Annotated in this window: 18 protein-coding genes; all 18 read left to right on the plus strand. The window is 53.8% G+C overall.

Going from position 1 to position 14,751, the window contains the following annotated elements; all coding sequences use genetic code 11:
- Nucleotides 1-45 precede the first annotated feature (45 nt).
- Nucleotides 46-543: a phage terminase small subunit P27 family gene (locus OGV80_RS12235; RefSeq protein ID WP_286515013.1), complete on the plus strand. Its 498-nt coding sequence runs from the start codon at nucleotides 46-48 to the stop codon at nucleotides 541-543.
- Complete coding sequence (locus OGV80_RS12240; protein ID WP_286515015.1) at nucleotides 540-2,267, plus strand: terminase large subunit; 1,728 nt, start codon at nucleotides 540-542, stop codon at nucleotides 2,265-2,267. The genes OGV80_RS12235 and OGV80_RS12240 overlap by 4 nt, the downstream gene beginning before the upstream one ends.
- A complete protein-coding gene (locus OGV80_RS12245) occupies nucleotides 2,261-2,440 on the plus strand; it encodes a hypothetical protein (RefSeq protein ID WP_003832363.1) in 180 nt (59 codons plus the stop codon). The genes OGV80_RS12240 and OGV80_RS12245 overlap by 7 nt, the downstream gene beginning before the upstream one ends.
- A complete protein-coding gene (locus tag OGV80_RS12250; RefSeq protein WP_003832365.1) occupies nucleotides 2,440-3,699 on the plus strand; it encodes a phage portal protein in 1,260 nt (419 codons plus the stop codon). The genes OGV80_RS12245 and OGV80_RS12250 overlap by 1 nt, the downstream gene beginning before the upstream one ends.
- Before the next feature lie 36 nt (nucleotides 3,700-3,735).
- Nucleotides 3,736-4,656, plus strand: a complete 921-nt coding sequence (locus OGV80_RS12255; RefSeq protein WP_100194318.1) for a S49 family peptidase — start codon at nucleotides 3,736-3,738, stop codon at nucleotides 4,654-4,656.
- Between the two features lie 72 nt (nucleotides 4,657-4,728).
- Nucleotides 4,729-6,015 (plus strand): phage major capsid protein, encoded by a 1,287-nt coding sequence (locus OGV80_RS12260; protein WP_286515018.1) that lies wholly within the window; start codon nucleotides 4,729-4,731, stop codon nucleotides 6,013-6,015.
- A 96-nt stretch (nucleotides 6,016-6,111) separates the two neighbouring features.
- Complete coding sequence (locus OGV80_RS12265; protein ID WP_100194320.1) at nucleotides 6,112-6,489, plus strand: hypothetical protein; 378 nt, start codon at nucleotides 6,112-6,114, stop codon at nucleotides 6,487-6,489.
- Nucleotides 6,470-6,787 (plus strand): head-tail connector protein, encoded by a 318-nt coding sequence (locus OGV80_RS12270; protein WP_032950890.1) that lies wholly within the window; start codon nucleotides 6,470-6,472, stop codon nucleotides 6,785-6,787. The genes OGV80_RS12265 and OGV80_RS12270 overlap by 20 nt, the downstream gene beginning before the upstream one ends.
- Entirely contained in the window at nucleotides 6,784-7,134 is a 351-nt protein-coding gene (locus OGV80_RS12275) for a head-tail adaptor protein (RefSeq protein WP_100194321.1), read from the plus strand. The genes OGV80_RS12270 and OGV80_RS12275 overlap by 4 nt, the downstream gene beginning before the upstream one ends.
- Entirely contained in the window at nucleotides 7,103-7,492 is a 390-nt protein-coding gene (locus OGV80_RS12280; protein ID WP_100194322.1) for a hypothetical protein, read from the plus strand. Before OGV80_RS12275 ends, OGV80_RS12280 begins: the two co-directional genes overlap by 32 nt.
- On the plus strand, nucleotides 7,489-7,890 hold the full coding sequence (locus OGV80_RS12285; protein WP_286515021.1) for an HK97-gp10 family putative phage morphogenesis protein: 402 nt from the start codon (nucleotides 7,489-7,491) through the stop codon (nucleotides 7,888-7,890). The genes OGV80_RS12280 and OGV80_RS12285 overlap by 4 nt, the downstream gene beginning before the upstream one ends.
- 33 nt (nucleotides 7,891-7,923) lie before the next feature.
- Nucleotides 7,924-8,406, plus strand: coding sequence for a phage tail protein (locus OGV80_RS12290; RefSeq protein ID WP_286515022.1), 483 nt, complete (start codon nucleotides 7,924-7,926; stop codon nucleotides 8,404-8,406).
- Nucleotides 8,407-8,468: 62 nt separating this feature from the next.
- Nucleotides 8,469-8,831 carry a phage tail protein gene (locus OGV80_RS12295; RefSeq protein WP_075847155.1) on the plus strand — a complete coding sequence of 121 codons (363 nt, stop codon included), beginning with the start codon at nucleotides 8,469-8,471 and terminating at the stop codon, nucleotides 8,829-8,831.
- A 250-nt stretch (nucleotides 8,832-9,081) separates the two neighbouring features.
- Entirely contained in the window at nucleotides 9,082-12,384 is a 3,303-nt protein-coding gene (locus tag OGV80_RS12300) for a phage tail tape measure protein (protein WP_286515023.1), read from the plus strand.
- Entirely contained in the window at nucleotides 12,385-12,717 is a 333-nt protein-coding gene (locus OGV80_RS12305; protein WP_053090390.1) for a phage tail protein, read from the plus strand. It begins immediately after the preceding gene.
- Nucleotides 12,718-12,725: 8 nt separating this feature from the next.
- The gene (locus tag OGV80_RS12310) at nucleotides 12,726-13,421 is read left to right on the plus strand and encodes a phage minor tail protein L (RefSeq protein ID WP_016152743.1); all 696 of its coding nucleotides are present in this window, start codon (nucleotides 12,726-12,728) and stop codon (nucleotides 13,419-13,421) included.
- An 11-nt stretch (nucleotides 13,422-13,432) separates the two neighbouring features.
- Nucleotides 13,433-14,167: a C40 family peptidase gene (locus OGV80_RS12315; RefSeq protein ID WP_286515024.1), complete on the plus strand. Its 735-nt coding sequence runs from the start codon at nucleotides 13,433-13,435 to the stop codon at nucleotides 14,165-14,167.
- Entirely contained in the window at nucleotides 14,065-14,742 is a 678-nt protein-coding gene (locus OGV80_RS12320; RefSeq protein WP_286515026.1) for a tail assembly protein, read from the plus strand. The genes OGV80_RS12315 and OGV80_RS12320 overlap by 103 nt, the downstream gene beginning before the upstream one ends.
- Nucleotides 14,743-14,751: the final 9 nt, after the last annotated feature.

Raw genomic sequence — 14,751 nt, forward strand, 5'->3', positions numbered from 1 at the left:
ATTTTTATACCCGCGAAAAATGAAATTTAACCAGGAGTGTCGCTTATGGCTGGAACGGCGGGGCGTTCCGGGCGTCGCCCCAAGCCAACGGCGCGCAAGGAGCTGGCAGGGAACCCCGGCAAACGAGCCCTGAATAAAGAGGAACCTGTATTCACACCGATTAAAGGCGTGGCACCACCTGACTGGTTTTCTGAGGATGAAGGTCTGCCAATGGCGTCCGTCATGTGGGAACTGACCACGAAAGAATTATGTGGGCAGGGATTACTGTGTGTTACCGATCTTGCCGTACTCGAGCGCTGGTGTGTTGCCTACGAGTTCTGGCGCAGGGCGGTTAAAAATATCGCCAGAGATGGGTTGTCTATCACTGGTGCTATGGGGGGAAAGATAAAAAACCCTGACCTAACAGCAAAGAAAGAGCAGGAATCGGAGATGAGTTCTACCGGCTCCATGCTTGGACTTGACCCCAGCAGTCGTCAACGACTGATCGGCCTTGCCGGACAGAAGAAAGCCTCTAACCCATTCCTGAAGATGATCAACTCATGAGCCGGAAATCGTACCCCAACGTAAACGCCGCGAATCAATACGCCCGCAACGTTGTGCGGGGGAAAATTCCGGCGTGCCAGTTTGTCATTCAGGCCTGCCAGCGTCATATCGATGACATGGCGGCTGAAAAGAGTAAGAAATTTCGTTATCGCTTCGATAAAGACATGGCAGAAAAGGCCGCGAAATTTATCCAGTTGTTGCCACATACAAAAGGAGAGTGGGCATTCAAGCGGATGCCGATCACTCTGGAGGCATGGCAACTGTTTATTGTGTGCTGCGCCTTTGGCTGGGTCCAGAAAGGGTCGAAGCTTCGACGATTTCGCGAGGTTTACACGGAGATACCGCGTAAAAATGGGAAATCAGCTATTTCGGCAGGTGTGGCGCTGTACTGTTTTACCTGTGATAACGAGTTTGGCGCTGAAGTATATTCCGGGGCCACAACTGAAAAACAGGCGTGGGAAGTATTCAGACCAGCTCGTCTGATGTGTAAGCGCACCCCGCTGCTGGTGGAAGCGTTCGGGATTGAAGTTAATGCGTCCAACCTGAGCCGGCCAGAAGATGGCGCGCGTTTTGAGCCGCTGATTGGTAACCCTGGGGACGGCGCTTCACCGCACTGTGCGATTGTTGACGAGTATCACGAACATCCCACAGATTCGCTCTACACCACTATGCTGACGGGTATGGGGGCGCGGCGACAACCACTAATGTGGGCGATCACGACGGCGGGTTACAACATTGAGGGGCCATGCTACGACAAACGGCGTGAAGTGATTGAGATGCTGAATGGCACAGTACCGAATGAGGAATTGTTCGGCGTGATATACACCGTCGACGAGGGGGATGACTGGACCGATCCTAAAGTGCTGGAAAAAGCTAACCCGAATATGGGCGTGTCGGTCTATCGTGACTTTCTCCTCAGCCAGCAACAGAGAGCTATTAATAACGCCCGTCAGGCTGGTGTATTTAAAACTAAACACCTCAACATCTGGGTTGCAGCCCGTGCTGCTTTCTACAACCTGGTTTCCTGGCAGAACTGTGAGGATAAGACACTTACGCTGGAGCAATTCGAAGGACAGCCATGTGTTCTGTCTTTCGACCTGGCGCGCAAGCTGGATATGAACAGTATGGCGCGGTTGTTCACCAGGGAAATTGACGGCAAGACACATTACTACAGCGTTGCTCCCCGCTTCTGGGTTCCCTACGACGCAGTATTCAGCGTTGAAAAGAACGAAGATCGTCGTACTGCGGAGCGATTTCAGAAATGGGTTGAAATGGGACTGCTTACAGTTACTGATGGCGCTGAAGTTGATTACCGCTACATCCTTGAAGAGGCCAAGGCGGCAAACAAGCTCAACCCAGTCAGTGAGTCACCGATTGACCCGTTCGGCGCGACGGGGCTTTCACATGATCTGGCTGATGAAAGCCTTAACCCGATCACTATCGTACAGAACTACACCAATATGTCTGATCCGACGAAGGAGCTGGAAGCCGCCATTGAGTCAGGCCGCTTTCATCACGACGGGAACCCGATTATGAGCTGGTGTATCAGCAACGTCGTCGGGAAGTATTTGCCCGGTAATGACGATGTGGTTAAACCCATCAAAGAGCAGAACGAAAACAAAATCGATGGCGCGGTTTCGCTGATTATGGCAATCGGACGGGCAATGTTGAATAGCCGGGCAAGTAATTCATCCGTTTACGACGAGGAAGATGTAGCATGCTAATGACGTTTTTAAGTTTTTTTATCGGCCTCGCCGGAGCTGCATTACTGTCTGCCGGTGCCTGGCTTATTTCACCTGCAGCCGGGCTTATTACTGGCGGTTCAATCTGCCTGCTGTGGTCATTTTTAATCGCGAAATCAATGTCTGCCAGCGTAATTAAATCAGGGGGTGAATAATGTTCATTCCCCAGATGTTTCGGGGTAAATCTCAGTCTGGTGGTAGTTTCTGGCAGGCGATGCTGGGTGGTGTGAGTTCCAGCCAGAGCAAGGCGGGGATCATTATCACTTCTGAAACCGCAATGGCGTTATCGGCGGTCCGGGCATGTGTAACGCTTCTGGCGGAATCGGTTGCGCAGCTGCCGTGTGAACTTTACAGGCGAGGCGCTAACGGAGGCCGTGAACGGGCGACTGACCACCCTGTTTATGATCTGATTCATTCCCAGCCCAACAAAAAAGACACTTCATTTGAGTACTTTGAACAGCAGCAGGGCCTGCTTGGTCTGGAGGGGAATTGCTACTCGATCATCGACAGGGACGGGAAAGGTTATCCCCGCGAATTAATCCCGGTTAATCCCCAAAAGGTCATTGTCCTGAAAGGCCCGGATGGGATGCCATATTATGAACTACCCGAAATTGGCGAAACGTTGCCAATGCGCATGATGCATCATGTGAAGGTCTTCTCACTGGATGGCTATATCGGCAGTTCCCCAATCCAGACGAACGCGGATGTTCTTGGGCTAAACCTCGCCGTGGAAGAGCATGCTTCTCAGGTCTTTCGCCGTGGTACAACGATGAGCGGCGTTATTGAGCGTCCAAAAGACGCTCCGACGATCAAAAGCCAGGATGCTATCGACCGCCTGCTGGCAAAGTGGACGGACAGATATTCCGGCGTTAGAAACGCCTTCTCTGTTGCATTGCTTCAGGAAGGGATGAGCTACAAGCAGTTATCTCAGGACAATGAGAAAGCGCAGCTGTTGCAGTCCCGACAATGGGGCGTGGAAGAAGTGTGCCGGCTCTATAAAATCCCGCCTCATATGGTGCAGATGCTGGCGAAAGCCACGAATAACAACATTGAGCACCAGGGGCTGCAGTTTGTGATGTACACGCTGTTGGCCTGGCTGAAGCGTCATGAAGGCGCATTAATGCGCGATCTGCTTTTACCCAGCGAGCGCGGTGATCTGTACATTGAATTCAATGTTTCTGGCCTGCTGCGCGGGGATCAGAAGTCACGCTATGAATCTTATGCACTAGGCCGCCAGTGGGGCTGGTTATCGGTTAACGACATTCGCCGCATGGAGAACCTTCCACCCATCGCCGGAGGGGACAAATACCTGACGCCTCTCAATATGGTCGACAGTAAACAAATCTTACCTGGCGATAACACGCCAACAGCAAAACAACTGGCAGAAATCAACTCTATTCTGTCCAGAAACTGAATATCACCCGCAGCGCGGGCTGACCTGGTAAACATCATGACAAAAAATTTAATTAATCTGCCGCACCTGGCGGCTATGGTCTTTGGTGTTCCACATTACGTGACACGACAGACAATGGATTCTGTAAAAGCTGTGCTGGTTCCCCGTATTCAGGGATTATCAGAAGAGGCTGGAATTCACATGACGCAGGAGCCTGATAACAATCAGGCGCCAGATTTGGTTCAACCAGCTGGTGGAATGGCTGTTATTCCTGTTCACGGCATTCTGGTTCCGCGTCGTGGGCAAATTACTGCAATGTGTTCTGAACTTACCAGCTATGAGCGCATACGTAGCCAGGTGCATGCTGCATTAAATGACCCTTCCATCAGTGAAATTGTGCTGGATATAAATTCTGGTGGTGGTGCGGCGGTTGGATGCAAGGAACTGGCCGATTATATTTTCCAGTCACGTCAAACTAAGCCTATTACTGCAATTGTGAACTATAGCGCCTATTCTGCGGCTTACTTTATCGCTTCGGCCTGCAGCAAAATTGTAGTCAGCCAGACCAGTGGAGTCGGCTCGATTGGAGTGATTATGGAACACCTGGATACTTCCAGGATGGAAGAGCAAATGGGGCTAACATTCACCACGATTTTTCGGGGAGATAACAAAAATAACGGTACACAACATGAGCCACTGAGTGAAGACGCTCGGGGAATGTTCCAGAGGATGATTGACGATATGTACGAGACGTTTATCACCTCTGTAGCGGAATACCGGAATCTTGCCCCTCAGACGGTGATTAACACGCAGGCCGGAATCTATTTCGGCGCTGATTCCATTTCTGCTGGTCTTGCCGATGAAGTTTCGGATCCTCAGTCTGCGATTAATGCCATTGCAGCAAAGTACAAACAACCTCAAGAAACCACTTCCATAAAGTTGCAGGCCGCCGCGATGGACCTGCAAACCAGAATGTGACCCGGCGCTAATGCGTCATTACCAGAAAGCAGCCTGTTGGCTGCTTTTTTTATGCCAAAAAGAGAGAAAACTATGCCACAGATTGAAGAATTACGTCGTCAGCGTGCGGGTATTAATGAACAGGTACAGGCCCTGGCCACGATTGAAACTACCGGTGGAACGCTGACAGCGGAGCAGTTAACCGAATTTGCCAGCCTGCAGCAGCAGTTTACAGATATCAGTGCCAAAATGGAGCGTCTGGAAGCAGCTGAACGTGCTGCAGCGCTTGTTGCCAAACCGGTTAAAGGTACACAACAGGCTCCGGGTATCAGCATTAAGGCTGAGCCAAAGCAATATACCGGCGCAGGCATGACCCGTCTGGTGATGTCGATTGCGGCAGCACAGGGTAACGTCCAGGATGCTGCTAAATTTGCAACTGAAGAACTGAATGACCAGTCTGTCTCGATGGCCATCAACACTGCCGCCGCGTCAGGTGGCGTTCTTATTCCGCAAAACCTGCACAGCGAGGTGATCGAACTGCTGCGCGATCGCACCATCGTCCGTAAGCTGGGCGCGCGCTCCATTCCGCTGCCGAACGGCAATATGGCGCTGCCGCGTCTGGCCGGTGGTGCGACGGCGAGCTACACCGGGGAAGGCAAGGATGCGAAAACATCAGAAGCGCGCTTCGATGATGTGAAACTCACTGCGAAAACCATGATTGCAATGGTGCCTATCTCCAACCAACTGATTGGTCGTGCTGGCTACAACGTGGAGCAGCTGGTCCTGCAGGATATTCTGACCGCGATTTCTGTTCGTGAAGATAAAGCCTTTATGCGCGATGACGGTACCGGTGATACGCCTGTCGGTATGAAAGCGCGGGCAACTGAGTGGAACCGCCTGCTGCCGTGGGAAGCTGCTGCAGAGGTTAATCTGCAGACGATTGATACCTATCTCGACAACATTATCCTGATGGCTATGGACGGGAACAGCAACATGATCAGCTGCGGCTGGGGCATGTCGAACCGTACCTACATGAAACTGTTCGGTCTGCGCGACGGTAACGGTAACAAGGTCTACCCGGAAATGGCCCAGGGGATGTTGAAGGGATTTCAGATTCAGCGTACCAGCGCTATCCCGGCAAACCTCGGTGACGCTGGCAAAGAGTCGGAAATTTACTTCGCTGACTTTAATGATGTGGTTATCGGTGAAGACGGCAACATGAAGGTGTCGTTCTCACAGGAAGCCTCCTACCAGGACGGGGACGGCAATCTGGTTTCCGCGTTCTCCCGTAACCAGTCGTTGATCCGCGTGGTGACGGAGCACGATATCGGCTTCCGTCATCCGGAAGGTCTTGTACTCGGGACAAAAGTGCTGTTTTAACCGGTCCTGCACTCTGTGCGACCACGGTCGCACAGAGTAAAAGCACGTAATTGCCAGGCCCGCAGCAGCGGGTTTTTTCTTTTCAGGAGCAAAAAGATGACAACGAAAGCAGCAAAAGCAGCGGCAGCGGCGGCTGCAGCCGGGGATGTGAAAAAGCCGGATGAACTGACGCCGGAAAATACAGTGGACGGGGATGACGGTCAGAATACTGCAGCGGGTTCAGGTGATGCCGGAGTTGATCTGACCGGAAGTGAAACAAACGGGGCCACGGGCCTGACGGGAGTTGAAGTGGCGCGGAAAGCGGTTTTTTTCCTGGGACCCTATCATCGTTATTCACGCGGTGATACGGCCTGTTTTGATGCTGAGTACGCAGAAAAACTGGTTGAACGCCATATTGCGGTATGGCCAGAAGATGCGGAAAAGGCGCTGAGTCCCCGCAAGGGAGCCGATGACCATGATACTGACATTGGATGATGTGAAAACCCAGCTCCGTCTGGAGCCGGATTTCACAGAGCATGACGGCATGCTCACTAAAATGGTGGCGGCGGCGCAAAAGAGTATTGAACGTGACTACTACTGCAAACTGGTGGGAAGCGATGACGAACTGCAGGCGCTGCCGGAAGGTGTACGCGGTTTTGTGGCGGATGAAGATATCCAACTGGCCATGCAGTACCTGGTCGGGGATGCGTATCTGAATGGTTTCACTGGTCAGTGGCTGGAGACGGCTGCGGTCCGGCATCTTCTTTTCCCGTTGCAGGAGAACACCGTATGAGCCTGAAGCCGGAAGAGATGAGCTGCCGTCTTTCGATTGGGTATATGCAATCCGGCCGGGGGCCGCTGGGTGAACATCTGCCGGAACAACTGGTCGCGACCGGGAAAGCCTGGGCGAAGCGCGAACTGGTGTCGGGCAGAAAGGTCCGCACACTGGATCAACAGCAGGTTGTTGAAACGTGTCTTTTTACCACTCATCCGAACCTGAATATTGATATCGACTGGAAAATAACAACGTCTGACCGGGTTTATACCGTTCGTAACGTCGAACGTCTTGCGGACCGCATCATCATCACAGGGGAGGCAGACGCACGTCATGATCGAGCTGGCATTAAAGACAGCACTTGAACGCCTGACCGGGCTGGATGTTTACCCTTTGCTCCTGCCTGATGAACTGCAGGAGGGGATTACTTACCAGTGTATTTCCGATCCGGAGCTGTACGCCGGACTGCTGCGCACAGGCCTGATTGCGGGGCGCTTCCAGATAGCGATTCATCTGCTTAATGACTACACCCGTCTGTTACAACTGGATAAAAAAATCAGCGCGGAATGGACCGCTATCGTGCATGGCCAGCTGGAGGGTTTTCCCGTGCAGAATGTGGTCCGGGGGGGAATACAGCAGAGTAAAACGGTACTGACCAGCGGCAATATTCAGTACCGGCTCGTGCGGGATTTTACCTTTCACTACCGGGACGTCTCACCATGATCACTATGGACGTAAAAGGGCTGGACGAGCTGGAGCGGCAGCTTACTGCGCTCGGTGAAAAGGTCGGCACGAAGGTGTTACGTGATGCAGGGCGTGAGGCGCTGAAAGTGGTGGAAGAAGACATGAAACAACATGCCGGTTTCGACGATGCGTCCTCTGCAGAGCATATGCGTGATTCCATCAAAATTCGCTCTTCCATCCGGAAAGGTCGCGGAAATACGGTGGTCACCCTTCGGGTTGGCCCCAGCAAAAAGCATTACATGAAAGCGCTGGCCCAGGAGTTCGGGACGGTTAAACAAGTTGCCGATCCGTTCATCCGTCCGGCACTGGATTACAACGTCCAGAAGGTTCTGCGCATTCTGACCGTAGAAATCCGCAATGGCATTCAGAACAGGTAGCAACCGCTGCCCACTATTTAAGAGAGAATCATTATGGCTGATGAAAATAAAACGCCAAAATCATCCCCTGAGTACGCAATGCTTCCTGCCGGGACGGTGGTGAAGTTTGGGGAGGTAGGAGCCGCTGTAGCGGCGTTGAAACCGCTGATTAACTGCAAGGCGCTGGGCGCGACAGGTCAGACGGGAGGATTTGTCGACTGTACCACCCTGCTGGACAAGAGTAAGCAGTCGGTGTCAGACCTGCCGGAAGGGCCGGAGAAATCGCTGGGCTTCATTGACGACCCGGAAAACGAAGATTTCACCGCATTCCTCAATGCAGCGGAACAGCGTAAGACCGTTCAGTTTTATATTGAGCTGCCGAACAAACGAACGGCCTCAATGATCCTTGCGCTTTCAGGCTGGCAGATGAACGAAATCACCGCCCCTGCCAGTGAAGTTATCCAGATTACGGTGCAGGGTAAGCAAAACAACATTAAATGGGGGATCGCCGCCCCGGCGCCAGATGCCGGAGCGTAATCCGTTTCCCGTTACACGCCGCCTCCGGGCGGTTTTTTTTCGTCTGAAAAACAGGATACACCATGTCTGAATTTAGCCTCTCCGCACTGAAAAATGCACTGCTCAAAACGAAATCCACGCCTACTGAAACTGAAATTTTAGGCACAAAGGTTTACCTGCGTCGGCTGACGGCGGCTGAGCTTATTGATCATGAAGATGCACTCATCGAGGCGCAGACCTCTGGCAATGCCCGCCTGGCGTCTGAGCTGAGCGTACAGATTGTTATCGACAGCCTGGTTCAGCCTGACGGCTCGCCGATTAAAGCCAAAGACAAACCCACGGCGAAGGAGCTGCTGGCGGCACACGATAACGTTGTGCTTCTGGATGCCATCGACAAAGTGAAAAAGCACGCCATCGGTAAGCTGGAAACCGCCGAAAAAAACTGAGTGACTCGCCCTGGCTGGAGCTGATTTTCTGGCTGGCCGACCGCTGGGGCGAGCCTGACCCGTCAAAAATTGCGGCGCTTCCGGCTGACACGCTTTTCCACTGGCGTGCTTTCTTCCTCAAACAGGGCATTTTCAAAAAGCCTTCGCCAGAAGGTTCTGACAATAACCCGCACCCTGTTAAATCCACCACCGCCGCCGTGAATCCGAGTCTGGATGCGCAGTGTGCGGCAGTCATGAAGGTATTAATGTAATGGGTGACGTTGCCTCTCTTGCCGTTGGGCTGCATCTGAATGCAGCGAACTTTAAATCGCAGCTGATGAGCGCCTACGGCAGCGCTGAGAGTCAGTCACGCCAGTTTAACCGCAATGCCCGGGCTGATGCGAAAAAGACGGAGGATGCCTATAAGCGTGTTTCTGCTTCGGTATCAGGGCTGGCTGGCAGGCTGGCAGGTTTTGCCGGGGCAGGGTTATCGCTGGGCACCATTATCAGCACCACGCGGCAGTACAGCCAGTCGTTGTCGGATTTGCAGGCCATCACCGGTGCCACCAGTGCGCAGATGAAACTGTACGATCAGGCGGCGCAGGAAATGGGCCGCACAACGGAATACAGCGCATCACAGGCCGCAGAGGCCATTAAACTGATGGCTTCGGCAAAGCCTGAACTGCTGAGTACCTCTGCGGGGCTGACTGCGGCGACCAAAAGCGCGTTAACGCTGGCCCAGGCGGCAGGGACGACGCTTCCGGATGCCACCCGAACGCTGGCCCTGTCATTAAACCAGTTTGGGGCGGGAGCCAGTGAAGCCGACCGGTATATCAACGTGCTGGCTGCTGGCGCGAAATTTGGCTCGTCGGAGATAGCCGATACTGCTGCCGCGATTAAAAATGGCGGGGTGGCAGCGGCACAGGCTGGCGTGGGTTTTGAAACCCTCAATGCCGCCATACAGGTACTGGCAGAGCGCGAAGTGAAAGGCGGCGAAGCCGGGACCGCACTGCGCAACGTGATCCTGAATCTGGAGAAAGGAACGGACAAGACCCTGAAGCCTTCTGTTGCCGGGCTGAGCCAGGCGCTGGAGAATCTGGCCGGGAAAAACCTGTCAACAAAACAGGCCGTAAAGCTGTTCGGGGTGGAAAACCTCAGCGCAGCATCCATCCTGGTGCAGAACCGCGAGAAGGTGGAGTCGCTGACCGCCGCCCTGACCGGTACGCAGACCGCGCATGAGCAGGCCGAAATCAGGGTAAATAACCTGAACGGCGATCTTCTCAGCCTGACTTCGGCTTTTGAAGGTCTGATTATTAAGGTAGGACAGAGCGGAAACGGCCCGCTGCGCAGTGGTGTTCAGACCGTTACCGATGCCATTAATGGCCTGACGGATAATTTTAATACGGTCGCCAACGTTGCGCTGTATACGCTGATTCCTGTTCTGGCGACAAAACTGACGGCAGGTATCAGGGGGAACATCGGTGCCTGGGTTGAGCAGCAGCAGGCAGTCAGGGCCAGCGCGATGGCGCAGGCCGATATGGCGCGAAAAACGCTGGAAAGTACCGCTGCCACGCTGACGCAGAATAATGCAGAATTCGGGCGTTATCGGGAAATGGAGAAAAGCGCCAGGCAATTTGGCCTTAACGTGAGTTACCAGAGCGAGTTTAACCGCTTAATTCGCCAGGAAACCGAGCAGACACTGCTCTCCACCCAGGCAAAGAGCCAGCTGAATGCAGCCAATAAACAGCTTTCCGTTTCAGCCCGCGCAGCCTCTGCAGCGGTAGGTATGGCCAGAGGGGCGCTGGCACTGGTGGGCGGTCCTGTGGGCGCAGCGATGCTGGCCGGTTCGGCGCTGCTCTATTTCCATAATCAGGCGAAGAACGCCCGCCAGTCGGCGATTGACCTGAAAAATGCTGTTGTTGAAACGAATGAAGAACTCAAAAAACTGTCGCTTAACCAGCTCAACGTGAAGCAGCTGGACATTGATGAACAGTTTGAGAATCAGGTTATTCAGCGAAATAAACTGATTAAGCAAATTCAGGATGCAGACAGCCGTATCGATGTTCTTAGTGGCGTTGACATTTTTGGTCAACTTAAAGGCGTACAGAACGATAAAACCCGCTACAAAGGGGATCTGGATGCCGTTGAGCAGGGGTTAAAACTCCTCAAAGAACGGCAAAAAATAGTCAAAGAGGCCATAGAACAGGCTAAATCAGGGAAAACCGATCCCACGCCGAAGCCGGATAAACCAGGGAATGAAACAGGGAGCGATAAACCTGATACCCCCTGGACCGGGGAAGGCGGTGATACTGGTAAGGGGAAAAAGGCGAAGGTTAACCAGTATGAGCAACTGCGGCGTGAAATCGAAGCAGCACATGCCTCGAGTCTCGGACGTATCAACCTGCAGGAGCAGGAAAGCGCCAGAAAACTCCTTAAAGCCGCCCGTGCAGACGGGGCCAGCGAGGCCGATATTCAGAAGACTTTGCTGCTGAATGCTGAAAACTATCAGAAACAGCGCCTCGAACTGGCAGAACAGTATGCGCCAGCCAGAGCAACTCTTACGAAAGAGCGTGAAGCGAGCCAGGAGCTGAAGTCGCTCCTGAATGCCCGTCTTCTGGATGAAAAGGAATACCAGACGGCCAGAATCACGCTGGCACAAAGTACGGCCCGCGAACTGTTACAGGCACAGGCAGCGGCAATGTCTGCCCCTCTGATTGATATCGCCGGCACGGTTGATCCGCTGGCAGAACTGCGCAATCAACTGGCCGAGCGTCAGTCTTTGCTGCAGGCTTTTTATCAGAACGATGTTATCAATAAAGAACAGTACGAACTGCTGAAGCAAAAGGCTGACAAGGATTCCGCTGATGCGCAGTACCAGACGGCGGTGGAGCTTTATAAGTCGCAGGGAAACCTGAACAGCCTCGCCATTGGCCTGATGGAAACCACCCAGGAGCGAACCTCCAACATGCTGACCGGGATGCTGAACGGTACACAGACACTCCGGGACGGGATGATTGGGTTATTTTCCTCCCTGACACAGTCGGTGATTAAAAACCTTGTCGATATGGCAGCGCAGGCGCTGATCACCAACACCATCCTGAAATCCATCATGGGTATCGGCGGCAGTCTTTTTGGCGGTGCAGCCACCGCGAGCACCGGCACGGCCATCAGCAGTTTTGGCAGCAGTTTTAGTTTTAATGCGAAGGGCGGTGTTTATGACTCACCTTCATTAAGTGCCTACAGTAACGGCATCTATGACAGCCCGACCCTGTTTGCTTTTGCAAAGGGGGCAGGTGTGTTTGGTGAAGCTGGTCCGGAAGCCATTATGCCCCTTGCTAAAACGCCTGACGGTACGCTGGGCGTCAGGGCGCTGGGTGACCCGGGTTCCTCTGGTGGTGGTATGAATGGGTGGATTACTTATTCACCTGTGTATCACATTGCCATCCAGAATGACGGACAAAACGGGGAGATAGGGCCGCAGGCATCGCAGATGCTGGTCAGAATGATCGATACGCGCGTCATGAGCATCCTGAGAACTCAGGGCCGCGATGGCGGCATGCTGGCGGGAGGATAAGTGAAAACCTTTCATTGGGCACCCAGGGAGGGGATGCCGTCTTCTGTTTCCCCTTCAGTGACAACCATAAAATTTGGGGATGGCTATGAGCAACGTCGCCCGACCGGACTCAACCATCAGTTAATTAACTTCCAGCCTGTTTTCCGGACAACGTCGGACAATTCCCGCACCGCACTTGAAGCGTTTCTGGTCGAGCACGGGGGATATAAAGCCTTTCTGTGGCGACCGCCAAAATACAACCGCACGATTAAAGTTGTCTGCCGGGAATGGTCTGTTACGGACAACGTCACGTATTCTGATTTCAGCTGTAAATTTGAGCAGGTTATTGCTTAAGGATCCTTATGCAGGATATTCCTCAGAACACCCTCAACGAAACCACGAAAACCGAGCAGTCTGCCCGCATTGACTTGTGGGTAATCGACCTGACGGCCTTTGGTGGCCAGCGTTACTACTTTTCAAATGAACTAAACGAGAAGGGAGAGCCGGTCACCTGGCAGGGCAGGAAGTATGACGTTTACCCGATACAGGGAACCGGATTTGATCTGGTAGGGAAAGGGACGTCTTCCCGACCGACGCTGGCGGTGTCGAACCTGTTTGGCATGGTCACGGGACTCGCGGAGGATGTGCAGAGCCTCGTCGGGGCCACGGTGGTAAGGCGCGTGGTATACGCCCGTTTTCTCGATGCGGTGAACTTTACAGGCGGCAATCCGGAGGCTGATCCGGAACAGGAAGTGGTCAGCCGCTGGGTGATTGAACAACTGTCGGAGCTGAAAGCCACCACGGCGACCTTCGTGCTGGCCACACCGACCGAAACGGACGGTAGCGTGTATCCGTCGCGGATCATGCTGGCTGATGTCTGCAACTGGACCTACCGTTCGCAGGAGTGTGGCTATGTCGGGCCACCTGTGGCGGACGAGTTTGATAAACCCACGACAGACCCTGCAAAAGATGCCTGCAGCAAATGCCGTACCGGCTGCGAGCTGCGTAATAACCTGCCGCGCATCGGCTGTTTCCTCTCCATTAACCGTCTTTCCTGATGGATACACCCATGAAAAAAACACTCCTGGCGCATGCTGCAGCATGCGCGCCGGCTGAATCGTGCGGCTATGTGGTGAACACGTCTGCCGGGGAGCGGTATTTTCCCTGCCAGAATCTTTCCGCTGAACCGACAATGTATTTCCGCATGGATCCGGCAGATTACCTTCAGGTGCAGGCGGCAGGCGATGTGGTGGCCCTGGTCCACAGCCATCCCGATGGACTGCCGTTTCTCAGCGATGTTGATCGCCGCCTGCAGGTTCAGAGTGACCTGCCGTGGTGGCTGGTCTGCGATGACCGGATATACAAATTTCGTTGCATGCCGTTCCTCACCGGGCGGGCATTTGAGCATGGCGTGACGGACTGTTACACCCTGTTCCGCGATGCGTACCATCTGGCCGGTATTGAGATGCCGGATTTTGCGCGGAAGGAGGACTGGTGGAAGCAGGGGGATAATCTGTATCTGGATAATCTGGAGGCGACCGGTTTTTACCGGGTGAATGCCACAGAGGCCCAGCCCGGAGACATTCTGATTTGTTGTTTTGGTTCATCGGTTGCCAACCATGCTGCGATTTACTGCGGCGACGGCGAACTGTTGCACCATATTCCTGACCAGCTCAGTAAACGCGAGAGGTATACCGACAAATGGCAACGCCGCACACACTCGATATGGCGACACCGGGCATGGCACGAGTCTGCCTTCACGGGGATTTACAACGATTTGGCCGCCGCTTCAGCCTCAGTATAAAAACGGGGGCCGAGGCCATTTACGCGCTGGCCATGCAGGTTCCGGGCTTCCGGCAGAAAATGAATGATGGCTGGTATCAGATACGCATTGCGGGCCTGGATGTGAATGAAACCAGCCTGTCAGCCCGTCTGCACGAGCCGCTGCCGGACGGTGCCATTATTCATATTGTCCCACGCATGGCTGGGGCTAAATCCGGTGGTCTGTTCCAGGTGGTGCTGGGAGCAGTAGCAATAGCCGCGTCCTTTTTTACAGCAGGGGCTTCACTGGCCGCCTGGGGAGCAGCGTTATCTGCCGGTGCTATTTCGGCATCCTCGGTTCTGTTTTCTATGGGGGCGGCCATGATGCTGGGTGGTGTGGCGCAGATGCTGACGCCGCAGGCAAAAATCCCCTCGTCCCGGCAGACCGATAACGGCAAACAGAACACTTATTTTTCGTCACTGGACAACATGGTGGCGCAGGGGAATGCCCTGCCGGTGTTGTACGGTGAAATGCTGGTCGGCTCCCGCACGATCTCCCAGGAAATAAGCACACGGGATGAGGGCGGCGGCGGGCAGGTGGTGATCATCGGTCGCTGATTTACTGCA

The organism is Citrobacter sp. Ce119 (assembly GCF_030334525.1).
GTDB classification, from domain to species: domain Bacteria; phylum Pseudomonadota; class Gammaproteobacteria; order Enterobacterales; family Enterobacteriaceae; genus Citrobacter; species Citrobacter europaeus.

Excerpts from the sequence above, each read along its gene's own strand:
- OGV80_RS12235 (WP_286515013.1), top strand. The coding sequence starts at position 46 with ATGGCTGGAACGGCGGGGCGTTCCGGGCGTCGCCCCAAGCCAACGGCG.
- OGV80_RS12255 (WP_100194318.1), top strand. The coding sequence starts at position 3,736 with ATGACAAAAAATTTAATTAATCTGCCGCACCTGGCGGCTATGGTCTTT.
- OGV80_RS12295 (WP_075847155.1), top strand. The coding sequence starts at position 8,469 with ATGTCTGAATTTAGCCTCTCCGCACTGAAAAATGCACTGCTCAAAACG.
- OGV80_RS12260 (WP_286515018.1), top strand. The coding sequence starts at position 4,729 with ATGCCACAGATTGAAGAATTACGTCGTCAGCGTGCGGGTATTAATGAA.
- OGV80_RS12280 (WP_100194322.1), top strand. The coding sequence starts at position 7,103 with ATGATCGAGCTGGCATTAAAGACAGCACTTGAACGCCTGACCGGGCTG.
- OGV80_RS12320 (WP_286515026.1), top strand. The coding sequence starts at position 14,065 with ATGGCAACGCCGCACACACTCGATATGGCGACACCGGGCATGGCACGA.
- OGV80_RS12315 (WP_286515024.1), top strand. The coding sequence starts at position 13,433 with ATGAAAAAAACACTCCTGGCGCATGCTGCAGCATGCGCGCCGGCTGAA.
- OGV80_RS12240 (WP_286515015.1), top strand. The coding sequence starts at position 540 with ATGAGCCGGAAATCGTACCCCAACGTAAACGCCGCGAATCAATACGCC.
- OGV80_RS12310 (WP_016152743.1), top strand. The coding sequence starts at position 12,726 with ATGCAGGATATTCCTCAGAACACCCTCAACGAAACCACGAAAACCGAG.
- OGV80_RS12250 (WP_003832365.1), top strand. The coding sequence starts at position 2,440 with ATGTTCATTCCCCAGATGTTTCGGGGTAAATCTCAGTCTGGTGGTAGT.
- OGV80_RS12290 (WP_286515022.1), top strand. The coding sequence starts at position 7,924 with ATGGCTGATGAAAATAAAACGCCAAAATCATCCCCTGAGTACGCAATG.
- OGV80_RS12270 (WP_032950890.1), top strand. The coding sequence starts at position 6,470 with ATGATACTGACATTGGATGATGTGAAAACCCAGCTCCGTCTGGAGCCG.
- OGV80_RS12285 (WP_286515021.1), top strand. The coding sequence starts at position 7,489 with ATGATCACTATGGACGTAAAAGGGCTGGACGAGCTGGAGCGGCAGCTT.
- OGV80_RS12300 (WP_286515023.1), top strand. The coding sequence starts at position 9,082 with ATGGGTGACGTTGCCTCTCTTGCCGTTGGGCTGCATCTGAATGCAGCG.
- OGV80_RS12245 (WP_003832363.1), top strand. The coding sequence starts at position 2,261 with ATGCTAATGACGTTTTTAAGTTTTTTTATCGGCCTCGCCGGAGCTGCA.
- OGV80_RS12275 (WP_100194321.1), top strand. The coding sequence starts at position 6,784 with ATGAGCCTGAAGCCGGAAGAGATGAGCTGCCGTCTTTCGATTGGGTAT.
- OGV80_RS12265 (WP_100194320.1), top strand. The coding sequence starts at position 6,112 with ATGACAACGAAAGCAGCAAAAGCAGCGGCAGCGGCGGCTGCAGCCGGG.